Raw genomic sequence first — 17,225 nt, 5'->3', positions numbered from 1 at the left:
AAGAGAGCCGGTGCTGAATTGCATAAAAATATATCTGAGAGACGTTAGTTAAGATGAATCCACATACTCAAAGTATTGGTCATCTCGAGCGCAGTGCCGGGAATGACCGCCTGAAGCGCGCCTTGGCCGCACGCCTCGACAAGGCATTGACACGCGCAGCGAAGTGGTTGGGTGTGAGCGAATATGACGTGCAATATTGGCGACGCGGAATCACCGTGCCGCCGCTGAACGCTTGTATGCGTCTCGCCGCCGTCCTCCCTCTCGATGTTCACTGACTTTGCACGGGGCAGCCTCCGGTCGCCTGATGCGCAGTTCGCGGGAATCGCAATACGGTTTCTCCCGGATACATCGGCACGGATATGGTTCGTGCTGTGCGTCCTGAAGTACTGGACGCAATTATTCAGGGCATTCCGGTGCGCCGTCTCGGAGAAGCGTCGGAAATTGCTTCAATTGTCTCGTGGCTCGCCAGCAATGAGTCCGGCTTTGCGACCGGTGCTGATTTTTCTCTCAACGGTGGACTTCACATGGGTTGAGACCTCGATGGACGCGTGCTTTACGCGTGCCGCTAGCAGTCCAGGCCCGAGTTCCCGTCGAAGTGACGACGAGATGCAAGCCGCTTTGCGGCACGCACATCGACGGCTCAATACAGGACCATTCGCGACACCTTAACGACCGATGTGACGCGCAGAAACAATGTCAGCGTGGTAAGACTCTTCCTCCTGATTCGCTGACGCCAAGGGCTTCGGCTTTATCACGCCGGACGACGGCGGAGAAGACCTGTTCGCCCATTTCTCTGAGGTTCAGGGCAGCGGCTTCAAATCATTGCAAGAGAATCAGAAGGTCAGCTTCGAAGTGAAGCAGGGGCCGAAGGGCAAGTAGGTTGCCAACATCAAGCCGCTGTAACAAGCCCGACGCTTGCCTCGTCGCGATGAATGGGCCGTTATGCGGTCCATTTCGCAAAACGTACAGACAACTAGTTGGAGACCCGCATGCACGATGTGCCGCATACCGAACCCTCGTCCTGCCTCGTCACCCGGAAGACGTTGCGCTTTCTCGAACGCGACGCCAAAAATCCCGGCGCAGCCCTGGTTTACTGGCTGGGTGTGATAGAACCTTCATTGGAGTCCAGCTTCTTCCACGCCATGCAAAAGTACGGTCCGCTGATGCAGCTGGTTCTACCCGACGAACGCCCGGGCGTCTTCGTGGAGCGGAACGCCGTTCAGAGAGTCCAGGATTCCGGAGTCGTGAAGCGACTCGTTTTCAAAGACGGGTCGTCGCTCGACGTTCGATATGACGGGCCGTGCCGCGACCTCTACGAGGGGTGAATCGCGCTGGCGGAGCAGGAGGGATACCTCGTGCTCACGGCCAGGGATGGACAGGCGGCGCTCGCCGTAGCTGCCATCGAGAGCCCCGGTCTGATTGTGACCGACTGGGTGATGCCGCATATTGACGGCGTCGAATTGTGTCGACGGCTAAAGAGCGATACCGCCATGCGCAGGTCAAGCGTAGACCACAGCATGTCATGACAGTTCTCATCGGACGCGAGCTCACAAGTTGTTCGGCTTGTCCCGACTCACCGCCGCGCCGGAACCGCGTGCCGGGACCCTGCCATTGACCGGCATCACGGTCGAAATGGGATGCTTGAAAACAGGTTGCACGCCTGGGCCAGACTCCAGCAGCACTGCAAACTGGTCAAAGCCGGCCAGTTGACCACTCAGTCTGATGCCATTCACGAGGAACACGTTTACGGGGGTCTTGTCCTTTGCGAGCGTCTGCAGAAAATCGTCCTGTACGCATGGGCGTGCGGTCATGTTCTGGGTCAAAGCGATAGGTCCTTTGATTGTACGGGCGATACCTGAAGCCGCGAGCCAGTCCAGCGGAAGTGTGTTACCGCGACTCGAGGGCGTCGAGGCATGCCTGCTCCGTATCGTCCGGATGCAGGTGGCGGTATGCGTCGAACAATTGTGAGCACAGGGTTGCCAATGCAGTGAGATTCACAGCCTGGTCTGCATACTCGACCTCGCCTGCGTTAAGGACGTCGTCGAGGACGGGAGCCAGGCGACGCAATTGCCGGAAAGTGGCGGCGTCAAGTTTCATATCGGAACTCCTCGGCGGGCAGAGCTCACTGCCTCAAGGCGGTGTCCGGCCCCGCCAACTTGCGGGCGTCCTACCAGTTCAGTTAAGCACCCGCTTCGGCCTCCGACGGACACGAATCTCCGTTGACGGCTCATGTGACTCGCGGTGCTGGACGTCGTGTGGCAAGGCGGCCACGGTGGTGCCTTCCGTTGCTGCCAATCGCATCGTATTCCGGGTCGCGACCGCCCTCAGCACCGCGCAGGTGCGGGCGCGGTTGATGCCACCCAATGTCCTTTCAGCACGTCGTGTCCTGGCTCTCACCGGTTCCCTCCTGCCGCAGTGCACAGCGACCTGAGAAACTACTTGAATACTAGACTGCAAAGCCTCTAAGAACAAGGAAACTGACAGCCCCCGATGCGCGGGTACCGACACTCGGTAACGGCTGCCGACCGAGCTGTAATTGTGCGCTGCACAGCACCCGACAAGTGTTACACGTTGATAAAACACAGGGGGTATACGCTTAAATGAATGCCACTGCGAGACAACCATGGCCACTCCCATCCTGCTGGACCGCAACGAATTGCTGGCCGCATGGCATCGCCTTGTCGCGACCGCGCAACATGCCATGCGCGACCGGTACGAGTTGAACAGGTTCGGCGAGGTGGTCGCGAATGGTTGCCCGTCGGGGAGGCGCCAGCTGGCCTTCACAGACATTTACTGTCAGCTGGCCGAACAGATGGGGCATCTTGCCGCCATGTCAGTGCCCGTGGTGACGCCATCGTTTGGTATCAGGGTCCCGGACGTGGTGTGGATGGCGCCCGCAAAATGGGAAGGACTTGACGTTGATACCCCCTGCCGTTTGTACCCGACCTTTGCGTAGAAGTGCTGCTCGATAGTGACCGGCAGCGCGAGATGTGCTGTAGAGTCGCGTCGTACCTGGAAGGCGGCGCCAATGAGGTGATTGTGGTCCGACAGGATGGGGGACTTGAATTTTGGGGAGCTGAGGGCCGACGCCACGCTTCCGTGTTCGCGATATCACTCTCGCTCGAGCCCCTCTATTGCCACCACGCCAGCGCCATCGGCAGCCAGGTTTACGATGATTTACACCATCGAGTTGCGGAAATGCCTTCCGCTCGGGCTGTCGGACAAGACCCGGTGCAGTGGGAGTCGAAGCAGGCCAACGCTAATGCGCCGCTGCTGAATCGCGCGCCATCGGCGCAGTCATAATCCGTGTGCGTCGACATCATCTTGATGTCGGCCCGGTTACTTGTGGCAACCATGCGGGCGCAGAGCTGTCGTTCCTCGATGCGGACTTGCGCTTTGTAGCATCGCCAGCGCCAACCGCTGCGGCGTCCGCATTTCTTGCTCGTGACGGGCCCCTATGGGACGCATTGTTGCTGAAGCCCGCCCCCATAGGCCAGTTATAAAGCCGATTCATAATCTGCTCGACGGAGCGGAACCGGAAGTACCGGGACGGATGTCCGAAACGTGCTACGAAGCGGTTGCTTCTGTCCTGAACGTCAGGGGCGAACTGCGGAGACAGTGCCGTACCCGGTGATGACTGCATCCTGGGCGTCGGCAAAGACACCCTTCACGACGTTCAGAGTCACCTTCGAAGTTTCGGGCTTGCTCCGCTTCACGGTAGCTGCATCATCACGGGTGGCACCGCGAGCAGAATCATTCGTGGGCGGTTGCGCGAGCACGTGGCGGCGTTTCGGTGTGCAATCGAACATGGCTTCCCCCTTGGAAATTGGCCCGCATCCTGGCGGGACTCTGGCAGCGCGCGTTGCCACTTCAAGCGACGCGTGGCACGCAGGACGGCCTATCATGAAATCATTGAGGTGCGGAAAACGTGCCTCCTAACCCAGAGGAGCGAGAATCATGGCCAAGCAAGACACCGAATCCAGCGTCTACAGCGTCACGGAAATTATCGGCACCAGTTCAACCTCGTGGGAGGATGCGGCGAAAAATGCTGTGGAAATTGCAGCGAAGTCGCTGCGTGATTTGCGAGTCGCCGAAGTCTGCAAGCTCGACATGAGGGTCGATAGCGGCAAGGTCGTTGAGTACCGAGCGCGAGTATCTTTGTCGTTCAAGTACGAAGCATGAAACGACGACCCCGTACCTCGGCAGAGAAGAGGCTTCCGATACTGCAAGTTTGCGGCATCGAGCTTGTACGCCAGTTGCGGAGGGCGCGACTCCCAGAGTGCTCACACTAGCGCTTACGCTCCGGTGGTCGCGATGCACGACGCCCTCGGCATGTAGCGCTAGCGCGCCTGCGGGGTCATGCAGTTCAGTCTGGCGGTATGACTGCGTGGCAGCGGGCTTCAGTGCGTCCTGCCCCTCTTGTCGCTGCGAGCTGGCGGGACGCGCTCGTCTTCAACGCACGTAAATTCGACCACGTTCGTCGCATCGCAGATAGCGCAGTCCATCCGGGCCCGGCTACTGTCGCGCCACGGCCAAACCGCCGCGGGCTGATGCGGCAGGAGTATTTACGTTGGCGCCTGCAGCGCTACAGCCACTCGCACGTGGCGCTGCAGGGGCTCATGTCCAGTTCACCGAGGTCCATCGATTGCCGTGTCGGGACGAACGGCGAGACGAGCGTCCGCGACCGCTTATGCGGCGCCAATCGCGCAACTCGAGGACCCGGTTGTTACGGTTTCGCGCTGACGGTCTTGCCCGCTTTGTCGATGACTTCGACAGCCTGCCTGGATGCCGACTTTGCATTCTCGTAGGTCGCATTTCCGGCGTCACGCGCAGCGCCGAAGCCCGTCTTCCACAGCGATACAAATGCTTCACTGCCCGCCGGCGCGTTCCTGAAGAAGTTCTCGAAGAGCGCCTGGGATTGCTGAACGTACTCATCAATCTGCTTCTCGCTGGTCGCGAGGATTTCGCTGCCCGCGTCGGACATGATTTCGTTCACATGCCGCCAGTAGGCCTGAAGCTTCTCGTTCGATGCCTGTGCCTGACGCGATTGCAAGGCGAAGAAGGCATCGGGTGACTTAACCGAAACGCCTCCGTCGCAACCGCCTGTTTCTCGGCCGAACTGGCCCGTGGTGGCTTCGACATTCAGTTGGACCAGCTTTTCAAAACCTTTGAAACCGCTTTCGAAAAGACTGTAAAGCGCTGCTGCGCGTGCTTTCTGTGCTGCAACAAGCTGCTCCGGGGCCACGGGACTCATGCTAGTCACTTCATTCAGGAAAATGGCAAAGGGTGTCGACCATTTGTTAGCAGCCCGAACAGGAACCTAGCAGGGCCATCTGCGCTGACCTTGCAGGGGCCCCGACACTCCCACCGTGCGAGGTGAAAGCGGCTACCCGGACTCTCCGCTGACTTGTACTGCAATTCACTATTCGTTTATGCAGTGCCACAAATTAGCCCTGGCGGCGGACGTCTGTCAACCCGGAAGCCCCTTTTGCACTTGCAGCCCAGTGTGGTTCTGAACGCCTGTCGTCAGTACAGGCCACGCTTTGCGCTAGGTAGATCCTATGTAGCAGGAAGGCCGGCGAGCTGATCCGTAAAATCAGCTTGTCAACGCTTGCTCAAAGGAGAGCATCATGCACACACAACAGGTCTCCAGGCCATGCGCCGAGGAAATTGTACTGGCGGTGTCGCTCGAGCTCGCAATGGCGAAGTGGAAAGTTGCGCTGCATGATGGCCACCGCGATCGGCCAGCCGTACATACGGTCACGCAGCCGCAGGCCGCATCCCGTCTGCAGGCGGTGCTGTCCCTGATTGAACAGCACCGGCAGAAATGGGCGTTGCCAGCCAGTGTACGGATTGTCGTAAGCTATGAGGCAGGGCAGGACGCGTTCTGGATCTATCGTGCCTTGCAGGCTCGCGGGATCGAATGTTATGTCGTCGATCCCGCGAGCATCCCCGTTGAACGCCAGAAACGGCGCGCCAAGACGGACCGGCTGGATGTAATCAGGCTGGTCATCAACCTGCGTGCGTGGCTGCACGGTGAACTCGACCGCCTGCGCGCGATCCGTGTGCCGTCGCTGCAGGATGAGACGTCGCGCCACCTGATACGCGTTCGTGGGCAACTGCAGAAGGAAGTCCTGCAACACCGGGATCGCATGCGCAAGCTGCTGGTCACGCTCGGTTGGTGGGGTGAAGTCGACAGCCGGAAGTTCGCCGCACGTCTGGCAAACGGTGACGTACGGTGCCACGACGGTACGCCACTGCCGCCGGATCGCCGCGGCCGAAGCACACACGAAACGCATTAGGGGCGCTGACGTGGCAATAATCGTATAGGCCCGGGCCAAAGAAGCAATCGGGTATATCGTCTGGATATTGGCCGCCAGCGCTTTGAACCCTGGTCGTCAGGACTTCGCGCATGCTACTCGTAAACCACTGTTGCAAAGGCGCCAGGGAGTCATGGCGGTGACATCTTGCGGTATCTGTTATCGATGCCGAAAGCGGCGATGCTGGTGAAAAGCAGATGGCCCGCATGAGCGGGCCATCTGGTTCAAACCATTCGACGACCCGCGCCTACAGCGGCTGAATGTCCGATGCCTGCTTGCCCTTCGGGCCTTGTTTCACTTCGAAGCTCACCTTCTGGCTCTCTTGCAGCGATTTGAAGCCGCTTCCCTGGACTTCAGAGAAATGTGCGAACAGGTCTTCTCCGCCATCATCTGGCGTAATGAATCCGAAGCCCTTCGCGTCGTTGAACCACTTGAATGTACCTGTCGCCATTTTGCTGATTCTTCCAAAGAGACGTGTTGTGTTGGACGCCGGTCAGCTGGACGGCCGACCCGGGCCATTTCGGTTCTACCACAGCGGATTGACGGCCGACAACCAGGGCATCGGCACATGGAGACTTCTGTCGCATTTCGTTGGCCCGCAACATGTCATGCTGACGGCGAACTGCAGGAGCGAAGGTGGCCGCGAGGAGGCCGGTGACTAGCCTGTTGCCGGCCCCGAAGGGGAACTCGGCGAAATCTGTTCGGCGGCTAACCCAACCGAGGGGAAGTTTCAGTATCAAACAGGCCAGGCGAAGACGTCGCAAAAGCAACATGAGGTCGGCTCTCAACGAAGAGCATCGCGCAACCTGAAGGTTTTGATTGGCAACGCCTGGGTCTGGAAACCGCGACAGGGGTCTAGATGTTACCTAGGGTTTTGAACAGTAACGGAGGATGGTGCCCATCAGAACTTGATTTCGTAAGACCAGCCGCCATCAGCGGGAGCCCGGCTGACAGGCGTTGCCAGTTCAGGCTCAATAATCGACGGCATCGTAGCCGGCTGGTCGTCAGTCACCCGCCGTTCACGCTTGCGCGGTGAACTCCATCGTCCTCGCATAGCGTCCCTCCTGGCATGGGCAGCGCACGGGTCCATGCCAGACTGAAACGTGAGTCGCCGACGACCAGCGACATCAAGCAGGCGCTTTGCTACCATCGACTAGCCGTAATTTGCCTGCCCGCTCGGGCCACTTTTCTATAAGGAGGTTGAGATGGACGTGCCAGTCACTGAAGAACAAATCCGAACACTTGCTTTCTATCTGTGGGAGAAGGACGGCTCTCCCGAAGGGCGCGCGGACGAGTACTGGGAGAAGGCTCGACAGCAGTTGGGTGCGGACCAGTCACCGGCAGCATCTGAGGGCGACACAGCAGCCTGAGCGGCGCGCGCCAAAGGCAATGTGGGCGCCTGAGCAAGGTCCTCACGCGCCTGTCTTGACGATTGACCGGACCGGTCTCAGGTACCCCGACAGTCCGGGCGTCGCTTTGCTCTTTGCCAGTTCGAGTGCCTTATCCGCCAGTGAGCCAAAATCGGCGGCGCTAGCAGGTAGCAAACCTAGGATACTCTGCGAATACAACTGGCGGTTCGCGCATGACCGAGCGTAAGGCGCGCAACGTCTGGGAGTTGGACTGACCTTGCGAAAGCTTTGGACGAACGGAAAGTTCGGTTCGCGTGCAAACGGCGGCGCTATGCGACTGAAGGCGGCCTACGAGCATCCACGGGCATCTGAGTTGCTTCGGCCTTCGGGAACTGGTTTCCCGGTGCTCGCTGTATATGGCACGTGGCAATGCCACGGAGAAGTTCGACATCTCGTCGGACAGCGGCTTGCTGACATGTCCCATCTGCTTGGCAGTTGGATTACCGCGAGCAGAAATTTTTGCTGACTCAACACTGTGCCCGCGGCCGCCGTTCCTTTTGCCTGCAACCAGGCTCTGTCCGGCCTGTCCACACAAGCAGGTGGCTTTTCGACTACGTTGTCTTGCCTCGCTGTTGCTCTCGATGGGTTACATGGTCTGCCAGCAGCCGTCGAATTGTGGTCAGTAAAATTTGCCCATCTACAGGCTTGCGAAGAAAGCCGTCGTAGCTTACGAAAGCGGGTGGGCTCGGCTCTCCCGAAACTAAGACGAATGCAACGTCGGCTAAGCCGGGGAGTGTGCGCAAACGGTGACAGAGCTCGCTCCCCGACATCACCGGCATGCGCCAGTCGGCGACCACTACATCGACAGGGGATTCGATGAACATCTTCAATGCCGACTGGCCGTCGCTCGCGCTTCTTACTTCAAATCCGTCTGCGGCACAGCTGGCGCTCCACGCCGCCAAAGCCTCCACGTCATCGTCTACGAGCAGTACGCTTGCCATACACAATTGTCCGAGTCGCCACATGTTGTTTGGCAGTTCGACAGTGGCCAAAGGAGCTAACGTCAAGAGTGGTGTATGGGCAACTTGAAGGCAGGCGCTTTCAGGCGGCGAGTTTCTGCTGAACCCGTTGATCGTCTTTCACCTGTTCGCCGTCCTTGAAGGCAATGCCCTCCAGCAGCAGCTTGATCTGTGCAGGGCCGTTGATACGGCGCCAGGTTTTCTCGGCTTCCTCGATCAGCTTGAATGCCAGGCCCAGGAAGGTCGCTCGCGACACGCAGTTGCGCGTACGCGTGGTGCGGTGGCGCACGGTCGCGAACGTCGACTCGATCGCATTTGTCGTGCGCAGATGCTGCCAGTGTTCCGCCGGGTAATCGTAAAAGGCCAACAGGCTTTCCCGGTCCTTCTTCAACGTTTCGGTGGCTTTCGGATACTTCGCCGCGTAGACCGTCACGAAACGATCGAAGGCGGCGTATGCGTCAGCGCGCGTCGCGGCCATCCAGATCGCCTGCAGGTCTGCTTTGGCTTTGCCTTGCTGCGACTTCGGCAGCGCATTGAGCACGTTGCCCATCTTATGGAACCAGCAGCGCTGGCCTCGCGTCGCAGGAAACACTTCTTCCAGCGCGGCCCAGAAGCCCATCGCGCCGTCGCCGATCGCCAGCAGCGGACCAGCCTGCAGGCCTCTCGATTTCAGGTCGAGCAGCAGTTCCTGCCAGGACGCCTTTGACTCCCGGTACCCATCGCCGATCGCCACGCGCTCCTTGCGCCCATCCGGCCTCACGCCGATGATCACCAGCAGGCACTGGCCGTCCGAATTCTCGCTTCGCAGCCCCGTGTGGATCCCGTCGACCCACCAATACACGTAGTGCGATTTCGACAGATCACGTTGGCTCCAGCTGGCATGTTCGTCGGCCCACTGCGCCTTCAGGCGGCTCACCACATTGGCCGACAGACCCTTGGCATCTTCGCCTAGCAGGACGCTCAGAGCCTCGCTCATGTCGCCTGTCGAGATGCCTTTCAGATACAGCCACGGCAGCGCAGCACTCACGCGTGGCGACTTCCTCACATACGGCGGCACAATCGACGAATTGAACTTCACACCAGATCCTGATCGATCGCGAACCTTCGGGACCTTCACGGCAATTGGCCCAGCCGCCGTCAACACTTCGCGCTCAGGCAGATAGCCGTTGCGCACCACGGCGCGCTGGCCGTGCAAGGTCTTGACGTTCTCGAACCGCTCCAGCAGCGCCGCGAGCTCGGCTTCGATCGCCTGCTGGATCACCTGCCGGGCTCCGTGCCGCACCAGTTCGTCCAGACCCAGACCGGCTCCCGATAGACCAACGACTTCTTTTTCCGTAAACTTGTTCATGGTGGATGGTTTGTTGTTTGCTGGTTTCCGACTTCGACAATCAGATTCTCAGCTGAAACCTCCACCGCCTACAATCTCCCGCCTCAACTCCCCCGTACACCACTTCCGACTTTAGCTCTGGCCAAAGTTCACGCGGCCATTCATTGAGTCCTCATATTCGTCGCGCTCGCGTCGTTCTAGAGAATGCGTATCATGGAAGCACGAAACGGAGGCATCGATGTGCTACTCGGCTCAAATTCAGGCTGACTACCGGATATTCGTTCGCAGCTTTGGCGCCTTGATGGATATCCATGAATTTGCGCGCCTATTCTTCGAGCGATGGAGGACGCGTTCGATGAGCCGCAAACTGACGCCGAAGGCGCCATCAAGACCCTTATCGACAAGTTCAACGCGGAACAGACTTCCAAGCTCGAATAGGACCTTTTCGCGCAGAGAAAGAGGCTAGCAGAGGCGGAACGGTCGCTTCAGACGAAGCTGACCAAAGCCGCGACCGAGAGCAAGCGCATCGCGACCGACAAGATTGAATGGACGCTCGGTCGGCTCGACGACATTCGGCGAACCGAGCCGAAGTCGCGCGATTCACGCACTTTCCCCGGTCACTACGCGCCAGTCACGATTATCGAAAATGGCCAGCACGTCATCAGGCCGATGCGCTACCAGTGTCGCATTGCTGGCAAGCCCGCGTCACATGACGTCAAATACCAAGGGGGCTACAACGCGAGGCGTGACAATCTCGAAGGATTCTGGAAGCCGCTCTTTGGTTATCGACCGTCTCGTTCACGCGATTCTTATCCACGCACAACGCGCTGAAGCCGTCATAACCTGCTTCGAGAATCTTCGATATGTTCTGTTCGAGCGTCCGCTCGAAACCGTCGGTATGACGGCGCTCCATTGCCCATAGGGACTGCAGTATCGCTAATCTTTGTGTCATGGCAATAAATCGAGAATTTCTTTGGGCGGAGAACGCATTTCCTGTATGGGGTGCAGGTGGTCGGAGGTTCAAATCCTCTCGCCCCGACCAAATATCTCCTTGATTCGATTCGAGAATCAAGAAAATCAATGGCCTAGAGCAGGGTGTGGCCGGTGACACACTCACTTGACACGCTCTGCCCGCCATGACAAAACCATCTCGTACCACGCGGCAAGATCTACTACTTCCGCCGCAAAATTCCCGTTGATCTTTGTGCGCATTTTGCCAAAACCCAAATCATGTTTTCGCTCAAAACGCGTGACCACGCAGAAGCGAAACGCCTGCTAGCCGTGAATCCGGTGCGCACGGACGAGCAATTTGCAGCAGCGCGGCGCGCTAGGGCATCCGCCAAGACCGACACTTGGACCGAGCAAATGGCGGCCATGTCGCGCGAAGATGCGTATCCCGACGAGATAGAAGCGGAACTGGATCGCGAGAACGAAGCAAACCCGGAGTATTTCGACGGGCTGGCTCGTGCGAGGCAACAAGTCGCCGCCGATGCAGATGCGATTCTCAATGCGTATGGGCTGCCGACTATCAGCCAGCTAGATGCGCTGCGGGCGGCCGGAGGATTCCACCCCGGCGATCTACCGACACCGGAGCAAGCCGCACGCGTAACGGGGCTCGCGGTTGCGCCTAACGGCGGCACTGTTTCTCGTAAAGATGCATCCGCAACTAATGCGGCGGCAAATTTTCTGCGAGATGTTGTCCCGTCTTGGAAAGCGCGCAACACCCCGAAGCAAAGCTCTATAGGCCGCGCAGAAAAGGCTATAAACCTTTTCGAACAAGCGGTGGGTGTCGTTCCCTTGGGTGAACTCCGGAAGGCCCACGGGGTCGCTTTCGTACACTTCCTGCTCGATGGAGAGGCGCGGGGATTCGGGCGCAAGACGGCAAAGAATCCCGCACTGCGTTTACGCATGTAACCCGACAGGAGTTCCGCGTACAGTTCCCTCCCGCGGTAAATCGTATGCTTCCAAAGCTTGGTTCCCGTCGGAGACATCAGTCAAAACACTCACCTCAATTTCGGTCATGATCTCCTAAAGCAGATCACACTTTCATGGTCGGGCTTTCCGTGCCAGGCGGGAATACACACCAAGATCCGTCATCGTGTCTGAAGAAAAAAATCGCCAGCAGACCGCTCGAATGTAATGCTTCGACGCACACATAGCGTCTCTGACTCGTACCCATGCGACTAAACCGAGTGACGTGAGCCGGCCTCGTCGGAGTGGGCGCCAGCCACTTTTCGACCAGCAAGCGCAGGGATCTCTGACCGGTGTTCATCGTCTTCTCCTTCGACTTCTTTCCTGTCGCGCAATGGTGAGCGCTTTGCTGCTATGAGACCGAGCGCGCAATCAACATGCGCTCGCCTTGGCCCAGTCAAACGCATGGGCCATGCCAACATCGCTGCTGCGATATCAAGTCATTGATTTTATGCATTTTTCTGTATGTTTTATGGCGCTTGAACGGGTGCCAGTTGCGCAAAGCGTTCGATTTCCGGACGGTGCTGTATTTCAGGGATAGAATTCAGATGGAGGTCCGCGCCTGTATGGTGACCGCGTCGTGATTGATCGCTGATGGGCAGCGGCGCGGCGTAGAGTCGCGCCTTGGCGCTCGCGACGCGCGCTGGGGCGGCGGCCTATCGACTGAGGCAATCGCGCGTCCCTGGCAAAAAAAAAGAAAACGCCTTATGGCAAGGCGATCCCTCTGATCGGGTGAGGTACTCTGCTCACACGGAGACAGCATGAAAGAGACAGGCACGCCAATGGACTGGTTTTCAAGTCCTGATCGGGACACCAGCGTCATGGCGGCGTGGGAGCGTTTGATTCAAGGTGACAAGCGGCCCTCGGGTGCCCTCCGTGGCGTCGTTGACGATTCCTGGCATCGTTGCCTTGATGGCCGCGTGGCTCCTGATGCGGCAGGCGCCCCACTGCCGCTTGAAGAAGGGGCTCTGTTCGATTTGCGCGTCAGGAACGACCGCTTGATGCATGCAAGCGTGCCGCTTATCCAGGAGACACGTGAGTTCCTTTCGCAGACGGGGACCATTCTGCTGCTCGCGGATCCGGACGGCATGATCCTCGAACTAGCCGGCGACGCGCGCATCGTTGAACCCGCCAGCGAGGTCCGGTTGATACCTGGTTGTAACTGGACTGAGCTCAGTTGCGGCACCAACGCGATCGGCACCGCCCTCGCTTTGCGGCAACCGGTCCAGATCCATGGTTCGGAGCATTTCTGCGCGGGTATCAAGCAGTGGACTTGCTCTGCTACGATGATCCGCGACCCGCTTGACGGCACCGTACTCGGCGTACTTGATGTCTCGGGCCTTGCGCAAACCTACAGCCAGCACAGCCTGGCGTTTATCGTCTCGATGGCCGGGCGTATCGAGAGCCGGCTTGGGAAGTTCGCAATGGAGCGCCGTCTGCACCTGATGGAGCGTTGCATGGCTTACTGCTCCGGTCATACAGACGGCGTCGTCGTGGTGGACGAGTCCGGACGTCTCGTCAGAGCCTACCCGGAGGCCTCAGCCGCCTTTGCGCGGCTTGGCGTTCCAGGCGCACTGGACAACGCTTTTCCGATCCCGGACATCGCCAGGATTGCCGGTGGCTCCATGTCGCCGCAATCACCGGCGTGGTTGCGCCTCGCACGGATTGAACGCGTTGCTGAAGGCGCCGACACGCTCGGCTTCATGTTGATTGCGCCGGCTGCCAGTCGGCGCGCCGCTTCGTTATCCGAAGCGATGCCGGTCGCCGAACCCAAGCCTGCCGCGGCGTTCTCTCGCATTGTCGGCGCGGGGTCTGCACTGCGGGCGGCTATCCAGAAGGCGCAGCAGCTGGCTAAAGCCTCGGTCCCCGTACTGCTGCTGGGTGAAACCGGCGTTGGCAAGGAGTTGTTCGCGCAAGGCATTCACCAGGCCAGCTCGAGGGCAGACGGTCCCTTCGTCGCGCTGAACTGCGGTGGCTTGTCGCGCGATTTATTGAGCAGTGAGCTGTTTGGTTATGCCGAAGGCGCATTTACCGGCGCACGTAAGTCCGGCATGACAGGGAAAATCGAAGCGGCGAATCACGGCACGCTGTTCCTCGATGAGATCGGCGAAATGCCACTCGACATCCAGCCGCATTTGCTGCGTGTGCTGGAGGGAGGGGAGATCTACCGGTTGGGCGACAACGCGCCTCGCAAGGTCGACTTCCGTCTAATCGCCGCCACGCATCGCGATCTGCGTGCAGACGTCGCTGACGGTAGATTCCGCATGGATCTGTATTACCGGCTGGCCGTCACGAACATCTCGATACCGCCGCTGCGCGAACGGAAGACGGATTTGCCCGAGATGATCGAACACTGGTTGACTGTCTCGCGCGAGCGGTACGGCGTAACCCATGCCGTCTTCGACGACGTGGCGTATGGATGCCTGCTGAACTACATTTGGCCAGGTAACGTCCGCGAGATGCGAAATGCGATCGAGGGCGCGGTACTCATGGCCCGCGACGGAATCATGACAGTCGCCGAGCTGCCGCCCGAAATCGGTGCTTTGGCCATTTCTCCCGGGGGTATTCGAGAGACGGCGTCCTCTGGGATGTCTGCGCTTGCGCGCCAAAAGATCCGTTCGCTGGAAATGGCGGAAGCAGAGTCGATTCGCTTTGCGATCCAGCAATGCCAGGGCAACCTGACCGAGGCGGCCGCGCAGCTCGGCATAGCAAAAAGCACGCTGTATCAGAAGATCCGGAAGTACGCCTTGGTGCGTGACCTGGGGGTCACCCGGCGCGCGAGTCGATGACGTTGAATTCGGTCTACTGGTTCTTGCACGTCATGCTTCCCGTCAGACTTGCGTTCGAATTCCGCTCTCCAAACGGCCGACCGTTCAGGAACCGGTCGTTGTGCGACGGTCTCGTCCACCGCGAGCATGCCGGTAGTTTCCCGCAAAGCCATTCCATTCAATAGTTTGCCGACAAGACGCCGATTCGGCAGTCAGTGGCATATCCCTTGCCTTTAGCTCCTCCGAAGCGAATCGCAATAACCGCTTCGCATCGCGCCTCCCCGTCGAGGCGATGTTCAATCAAGGAGAGCTGGAGACACTAATGGAACAGCAACTTTCACACGTCCAGGTACTGGGCATCGATGCCGGCGGCACGATGACCGATACCTTCTTCGTGCGCTCGGATGGACGTTTTGTGGTTGGTAAGGCCCAAAGCAATCCCGCAGACGAGTCGTTGGCGATTCTGGAGTCGTCGCATGATGCGCTGGCCCAGTGGGGCCGTGAGGTCGATGAGGTGTATCCCGAACTGGTCACATGCGTCTATTCCGGTACGGCGATGCTTAATCGCGTGGTTCAGCGCAAGGGTTTGGATGTCGGACTCATCTGCAATCGAGGCTTCGAACAGATTCACTCCATGGGACGGGCCATCCAGAGTTATCTCGGCTACGCGCTGGAAGAACGGATTCACCTCAACACCCATCGCTACGACGAACCGCTGGTCCCGCTTTCGCGCACCCGGGGGGTGACAGAACGCACCGATGTTCAGGGTGAAATCGTGATCCCCCTGCGCGAAGACGAAGTGCGCAAGGCGACGCGCGAGCTCGTGAACGCCGGATCGAAGGCGATTGCAATCTGTCTGCTGCAGTCCCACAAGAATGAGTCGAGCGAAAAGCGCGCTCGCGATGTCTGCCGCGATGAACTGAAGAAAATCGGCGTGGACATGCCGGTCTTCGCGTCCGTCGACTACTACCCGTCGCGCAAGGAAAGCCACCGGACGAACACTACCATTCTCGAAGCCTACGCGGCTGAACCGTCACGGCAGACACTGAAGAAGGTCAGCGACCGTTTCAGGAAGCACGGCGCGAAGTTCGATCTGCGGGTGATGGCCACACACGGCGGGACGATCAGCTGGAAGGCCAAAGAGCTCGCCCGCACGATTGTCTCCGGTCCGATCGGGGGAGTGATCGGCTCGCGGCTGCTTGGCGAAAGACTGGGCTACGAGAACATCGCATGCAGCGATATCGGCGGGACCAGTTTCGACATGGCGCTGATCACCAAGGGCAACTTTGCGATTGCCTCCGATCCGGACATGGCCCGTCTCGTGCTGTCGCTGCCGTTGGTAGCGATGGATTCGGTGGGCGCGGGTGCCGGCAGCTTTGTACGGCTCGATCCCTATAGCGGTTCCATCAAGCTCGGGCCCGATAGCGCGGGTTATCGCGTGGGTACATGCTGGCCGGAAAGCGGACTCGATACGGTATCGGTGTCCGACTGCCATGTGGTGCTTGGTTATCTGAACCCCCACAACTTCCTCGGCGGCGCGATCAAGCTCGACGTCGAGCGGGCACGGCAACACATCAAGGCACAGATCGCCGATCCGCTTGGCCTCTCGGTGGAGGATGCCGCTGCAGGCGTGATCGAACTGCTCGATCTGAGCCTGCACGAATACCTGCGCGCCAACATCAGCGCGAAGGGTTACAACCCCACCGAGTTCGTGTGCTTCTCGTACGGCGGGGCTGGACCTGTGCATACCTACGGATATACGGAAGGCCTGGGCTTCAAGGACGTGATCGTCCCTGCATGGGCCGCCGGATTCTCTGCGTTCGGCTGCGCATGCGCCGACTTCGAGTACCGCTACGACAAGAGCGTGGATATCGCGGTCGCGCCGGACGCGCCCGACGAACAGAAAGCGGCGGCCTGCTCGGTCATCCAGGAAGCGTGGAAGGAATTGGCCGACAAGGTCGTCGAGGAGTTCGTCATCAACGGCTTCAAGCTGGAAGACATCACCTTGCTGCCCGGCTACCGGATGCAATACATGGGACAACTGAACGACCTCGAGATTACTTCGCCAATCAGTGGTGCTGCCTCCGCCGCTGACTGGAAGAAGATTACCGACGCGTTCGAGGAGACCTACTCGCGAGTGTACGCAAGTTCCGCCCGCTCACCGGAACTCGGCTTCAGTGCCACTGGCGCCATCATGCGCGGCCTTGTCGCCACGCAGAAGCCCGTACTGCCCGAGGATCCGGAGGCTGGCGCAACACCGCCCAAGTCTGCGTATCTCGGCAAGCGCCCGTTCTATCGCCACAAGACGTGGGTCGAAGCCGACATCTGGCAGATGGAGTCGCTCATGGCGGGCAACCATATCGTGGGGCCGGCCATCATCGAGTCCGCCTCCACCACCTTCGTCGTGCCTGATGGGTTCGAAACCACGCTCGACAAGCACCGTCTGTTCCATCTGCAAGAAGTGAAGTAAG

Annotated in this window: 14 protein-coding genes and 5 pseudogenes; 13 read left to right on the top strand and 6 right to left on the bottom strand. The window is 59.3% G+C overall.

The genetic code is table 11. The annotated features are described in order from the left end of the window. The first annotated feature begins 53 nt into the window (after positions 1-53). From OKW43_RS04315 to OKW43_RS04295, 5 genes and pseudogenes are all read left to right on the top strand, one after another. Entirely contained in the window at positions 54-275 is a 222-nt protein-coding gene (locus tag OKW43_RS04315) for an XRE family transcriptional regulator (protein ID WP_429445483.1), read from the top strand. A 51-nt stretch (positions 276-326) separates the two neighbouring features. Further along, positions 327-533, top strand: a pseudogene (locus tag OKW43_RS04310) (SDR family oxidoreductase); the annotation flags it as partial. A 190-nt stretch (positions 534-723) separates the two neighbouring features. Next, positions 724-879: pseudogene (locus OKW43_RS04305) on the top strand (cold-shock protein); the annotation flags it as partial. 110 nt (positions 880-989) lie between these two features. Then, positions 990-1,325: a hypothetical protein gene (locus tag OKW43_RS04300; RefSeq protein ID WP_429445481.1), complete on the top strand. Its 336-nt coding sequence runs from the start codon at positions 990-992 to the stop codon at positions 1,323-1,325. Next, positions 1,326-1,526 (top strand): response regulator, encoded by a 201-nt coding sequence (locus OKW43_RS04295; protein ID WP_429447325.1) that lies wholly within the window; start codon positions 1,326-1,328, stop codon positions 1,524-1,526. 21 nt (positions 1,527-1,547) lie between these two features. On the opposite strand, the gene hfq is transcribed toward OKW43_RS04295, so the two are convergent. Together hfq and OKW43_RS04285 are read right to left on the bottom strand one after the other, a co-directional pair. After that, on the bottom strand, positions 1,548-1,823 hold the full coding sequence (hfq, locus tag OKW43_RS04290) for an RNA chaperone Hfq (protein ID WP_429445479.1): 276 nt from the start codon (positions 1,821-1,823) through the stop codon (positions 1,548-1,550). 64 nt (positions 1,824-1,887) lie between these two features. Further along, positions 1,888-2,097, bottom strand: a complete 210-nt coding sequence (locus OKW43_RS04285) for a hypothetical protein (protein ID WP_187635657.1) — start codon at positions 2,095-2,097, stop codon at positions 1,888-1,890. Between the two features lie 526 nt (positions 2,098-2,623). On the opposite strand from OKW43_RS04285, the gene OKW43_RS04280 reads away from it, so the two are divergent. Together OKW43_RS04280 and OKW43_RS04275 are read left to right on the top strand one after the other, a co-directional pair. After that, positions 2,624-2,956 carry a hypothetical protein gene (locus tag OKW43_RS04280; RefSeq protein ID WP_429445477.1) on the top strand — a complete coding sequence of 111 codons (333 nt, stop codon included), beginning with the start codon at positions 2,624-2,626 and terminating at the stop codon, positions 2,954-2,956. A 1,001-nt stretch (positions 2,957-3,957) separates the two neighbouring features. Beyond that, a complete protein-coding gene (locus OKW43_RS04275) occupies positions 3,958-4,182 on the top strand; it encodes a dodecin family protein (RefSeq protein ID WP_429445475.1) in 225 nt (74 codons plus the stop codon). 544 nt (positions 4,183-4,726) lie between these two features. Here the strand turns inward: OKW43_RS04275 and OKW43_RS04270 are convergent. Further along, complete coding sequence (locus OKW43_RS04270; RefSeq protein WP_429445473.1) at positions 4,727-5,254, bottom strand: phasin family protein; 528 nt, start codon at positions 5,252-5,254, stop codon at positions 4,727-4,729. A 376-nt stretch (positions 5,255-5,630) separates the two neighbouring features. On the opposite strand from OKW43_RS04270, the pseudogene OKW43_RS04265 reads away from it, so the two are divergent. Next, a pseudogene (locus OKW43_RS04265) lies at positions 5,631-6,293 on the top strand (IS110 family transposase); the annotation flags it as partial. A 274-nt stretch (positions 6,294-6,567) separates the two neighbouring features. Here OKW43_RS04265 and OKW43_RS04260 read toward each other — a convergent pair. Beyond that, positions 6,568-6,771: a cold-shock protein gene (locus tag OKW43_RS04260; RefSeq protein WP_429445471.1), complete on the bottom strand. Its 204-nt coding sequence runs from the start codon at positions 6,769-6,771 to the stop codon at positions 6,568-6,570. 754 nt (positions 6,772-7,525) lie between these two features. Here OKW43_RS04260 and OKW43_RS04255 point away from each other — a divergent pair. Further along, positions 7,526-7,690 carry a DUF2934 domain-containing protein gene (locus OKW43_RS04255; protein WP_187633456.1) on the top strand — a complete coding sequence of 55 codons (165 nt, stop codon included), beginning with the start codon at positions 7,526-7,528 and terminating at the stop codon, positions 7,688-7,690. A gap of 590 nt (positions 7,691-8,280) precedes the next feature. Here the strand turns inward: OKW43_RS04255 and OKW43_RS04250 are convergent. Beyond that, positions 8,281-8,670: a response regulator gene (locus OKW43_RS04250; protein WP_187614091.1), complete on the bottom strand. Its 390-nt coding sequence runs from the start codon at positions 8,668-8,670 to the stop codon at positions 8,281-8,283. A 100-nt stretch (positions 8,671-8,770) separates the two neighbouring features. Further along, positions 8,771-10,036 (bottom strand): IS256 family transposase, encoded by a 1,266-nt coding sequence (locus OKW43_RS04245; protein ID WP_429444807.1) that lies wholly within the window; start codon positions 10,034-10,036, stop codon positions 8,771-8,773. A gap of 217 nt (positions 10,037-10,253) precedes the next feature. Here OKW43_RS04245 and OKW43_RS04240 point away from each other — a divergent pair. From OKW43_RS04240 to OKW43_RS04225, 4 genes and pseudogenes are all read left to right on the top strand, one after another. Continuing rightward, positions 10,254-10,801 (top strand): annotated as a pseudogene (locus tag OKW43_RS04240) (SOS response-associated peptidase family protein); the annotation flags it as partial. A gap of 372 nt (positions 10,802-11,173) precedes the next feature. Next, positions 11,174-11,929: pseudogene (locus OKW43_RS04235) on the top strand (DUF6538 domain-containing protein); the annotation flags it as partial. A gap of 818 nt (positions 11,930-12,747) precedes the next feature. Beyond that, positions 12,748-14,775 (top strand): sigma-54-dependent Fis family transcriptional regulator, encoded by a 2,028-nt coding sequence (locus OKW43_RS04230; RefSeq protein ID WP_429445468.1) that lies wholly within the window; start codon positions 12,748-12,750, stop codon positions 14,773-14,775. A 301-nt stretch (positions 14,776-15,076) separates the two neighbouring features. Further along, on the top strand, positions 15,077-17,224 hold the full coding sequence (locus OKW43_RS04225) for a hydantoinase/oxoprolinase family protein (protein ID WP_187633453.1): 2,148 nt from the start codon (positions 15,077-15,079) through the stop codon (positions 17,222-17,224). Position 17,225 lies beyond the last annotated feature (1 nt).

Origin of the sequence: Paraburkholderia sp. WC7.3g, assembly GCF_050436345.1 — a bacterium.
In the GTDB taxonomy this organism is placed as follows: Bacteria; Pseudomonadota; Gammaproteobacteria; order Burkholderiales; family Burkholderiaceae; genus Paraburkholderia; species Paraburkholderia podalyriae.
Note: the sequence above shows the minus strand (reverse complement) of the source record. Positions and strands in the feature narration are given on the sequence as shown.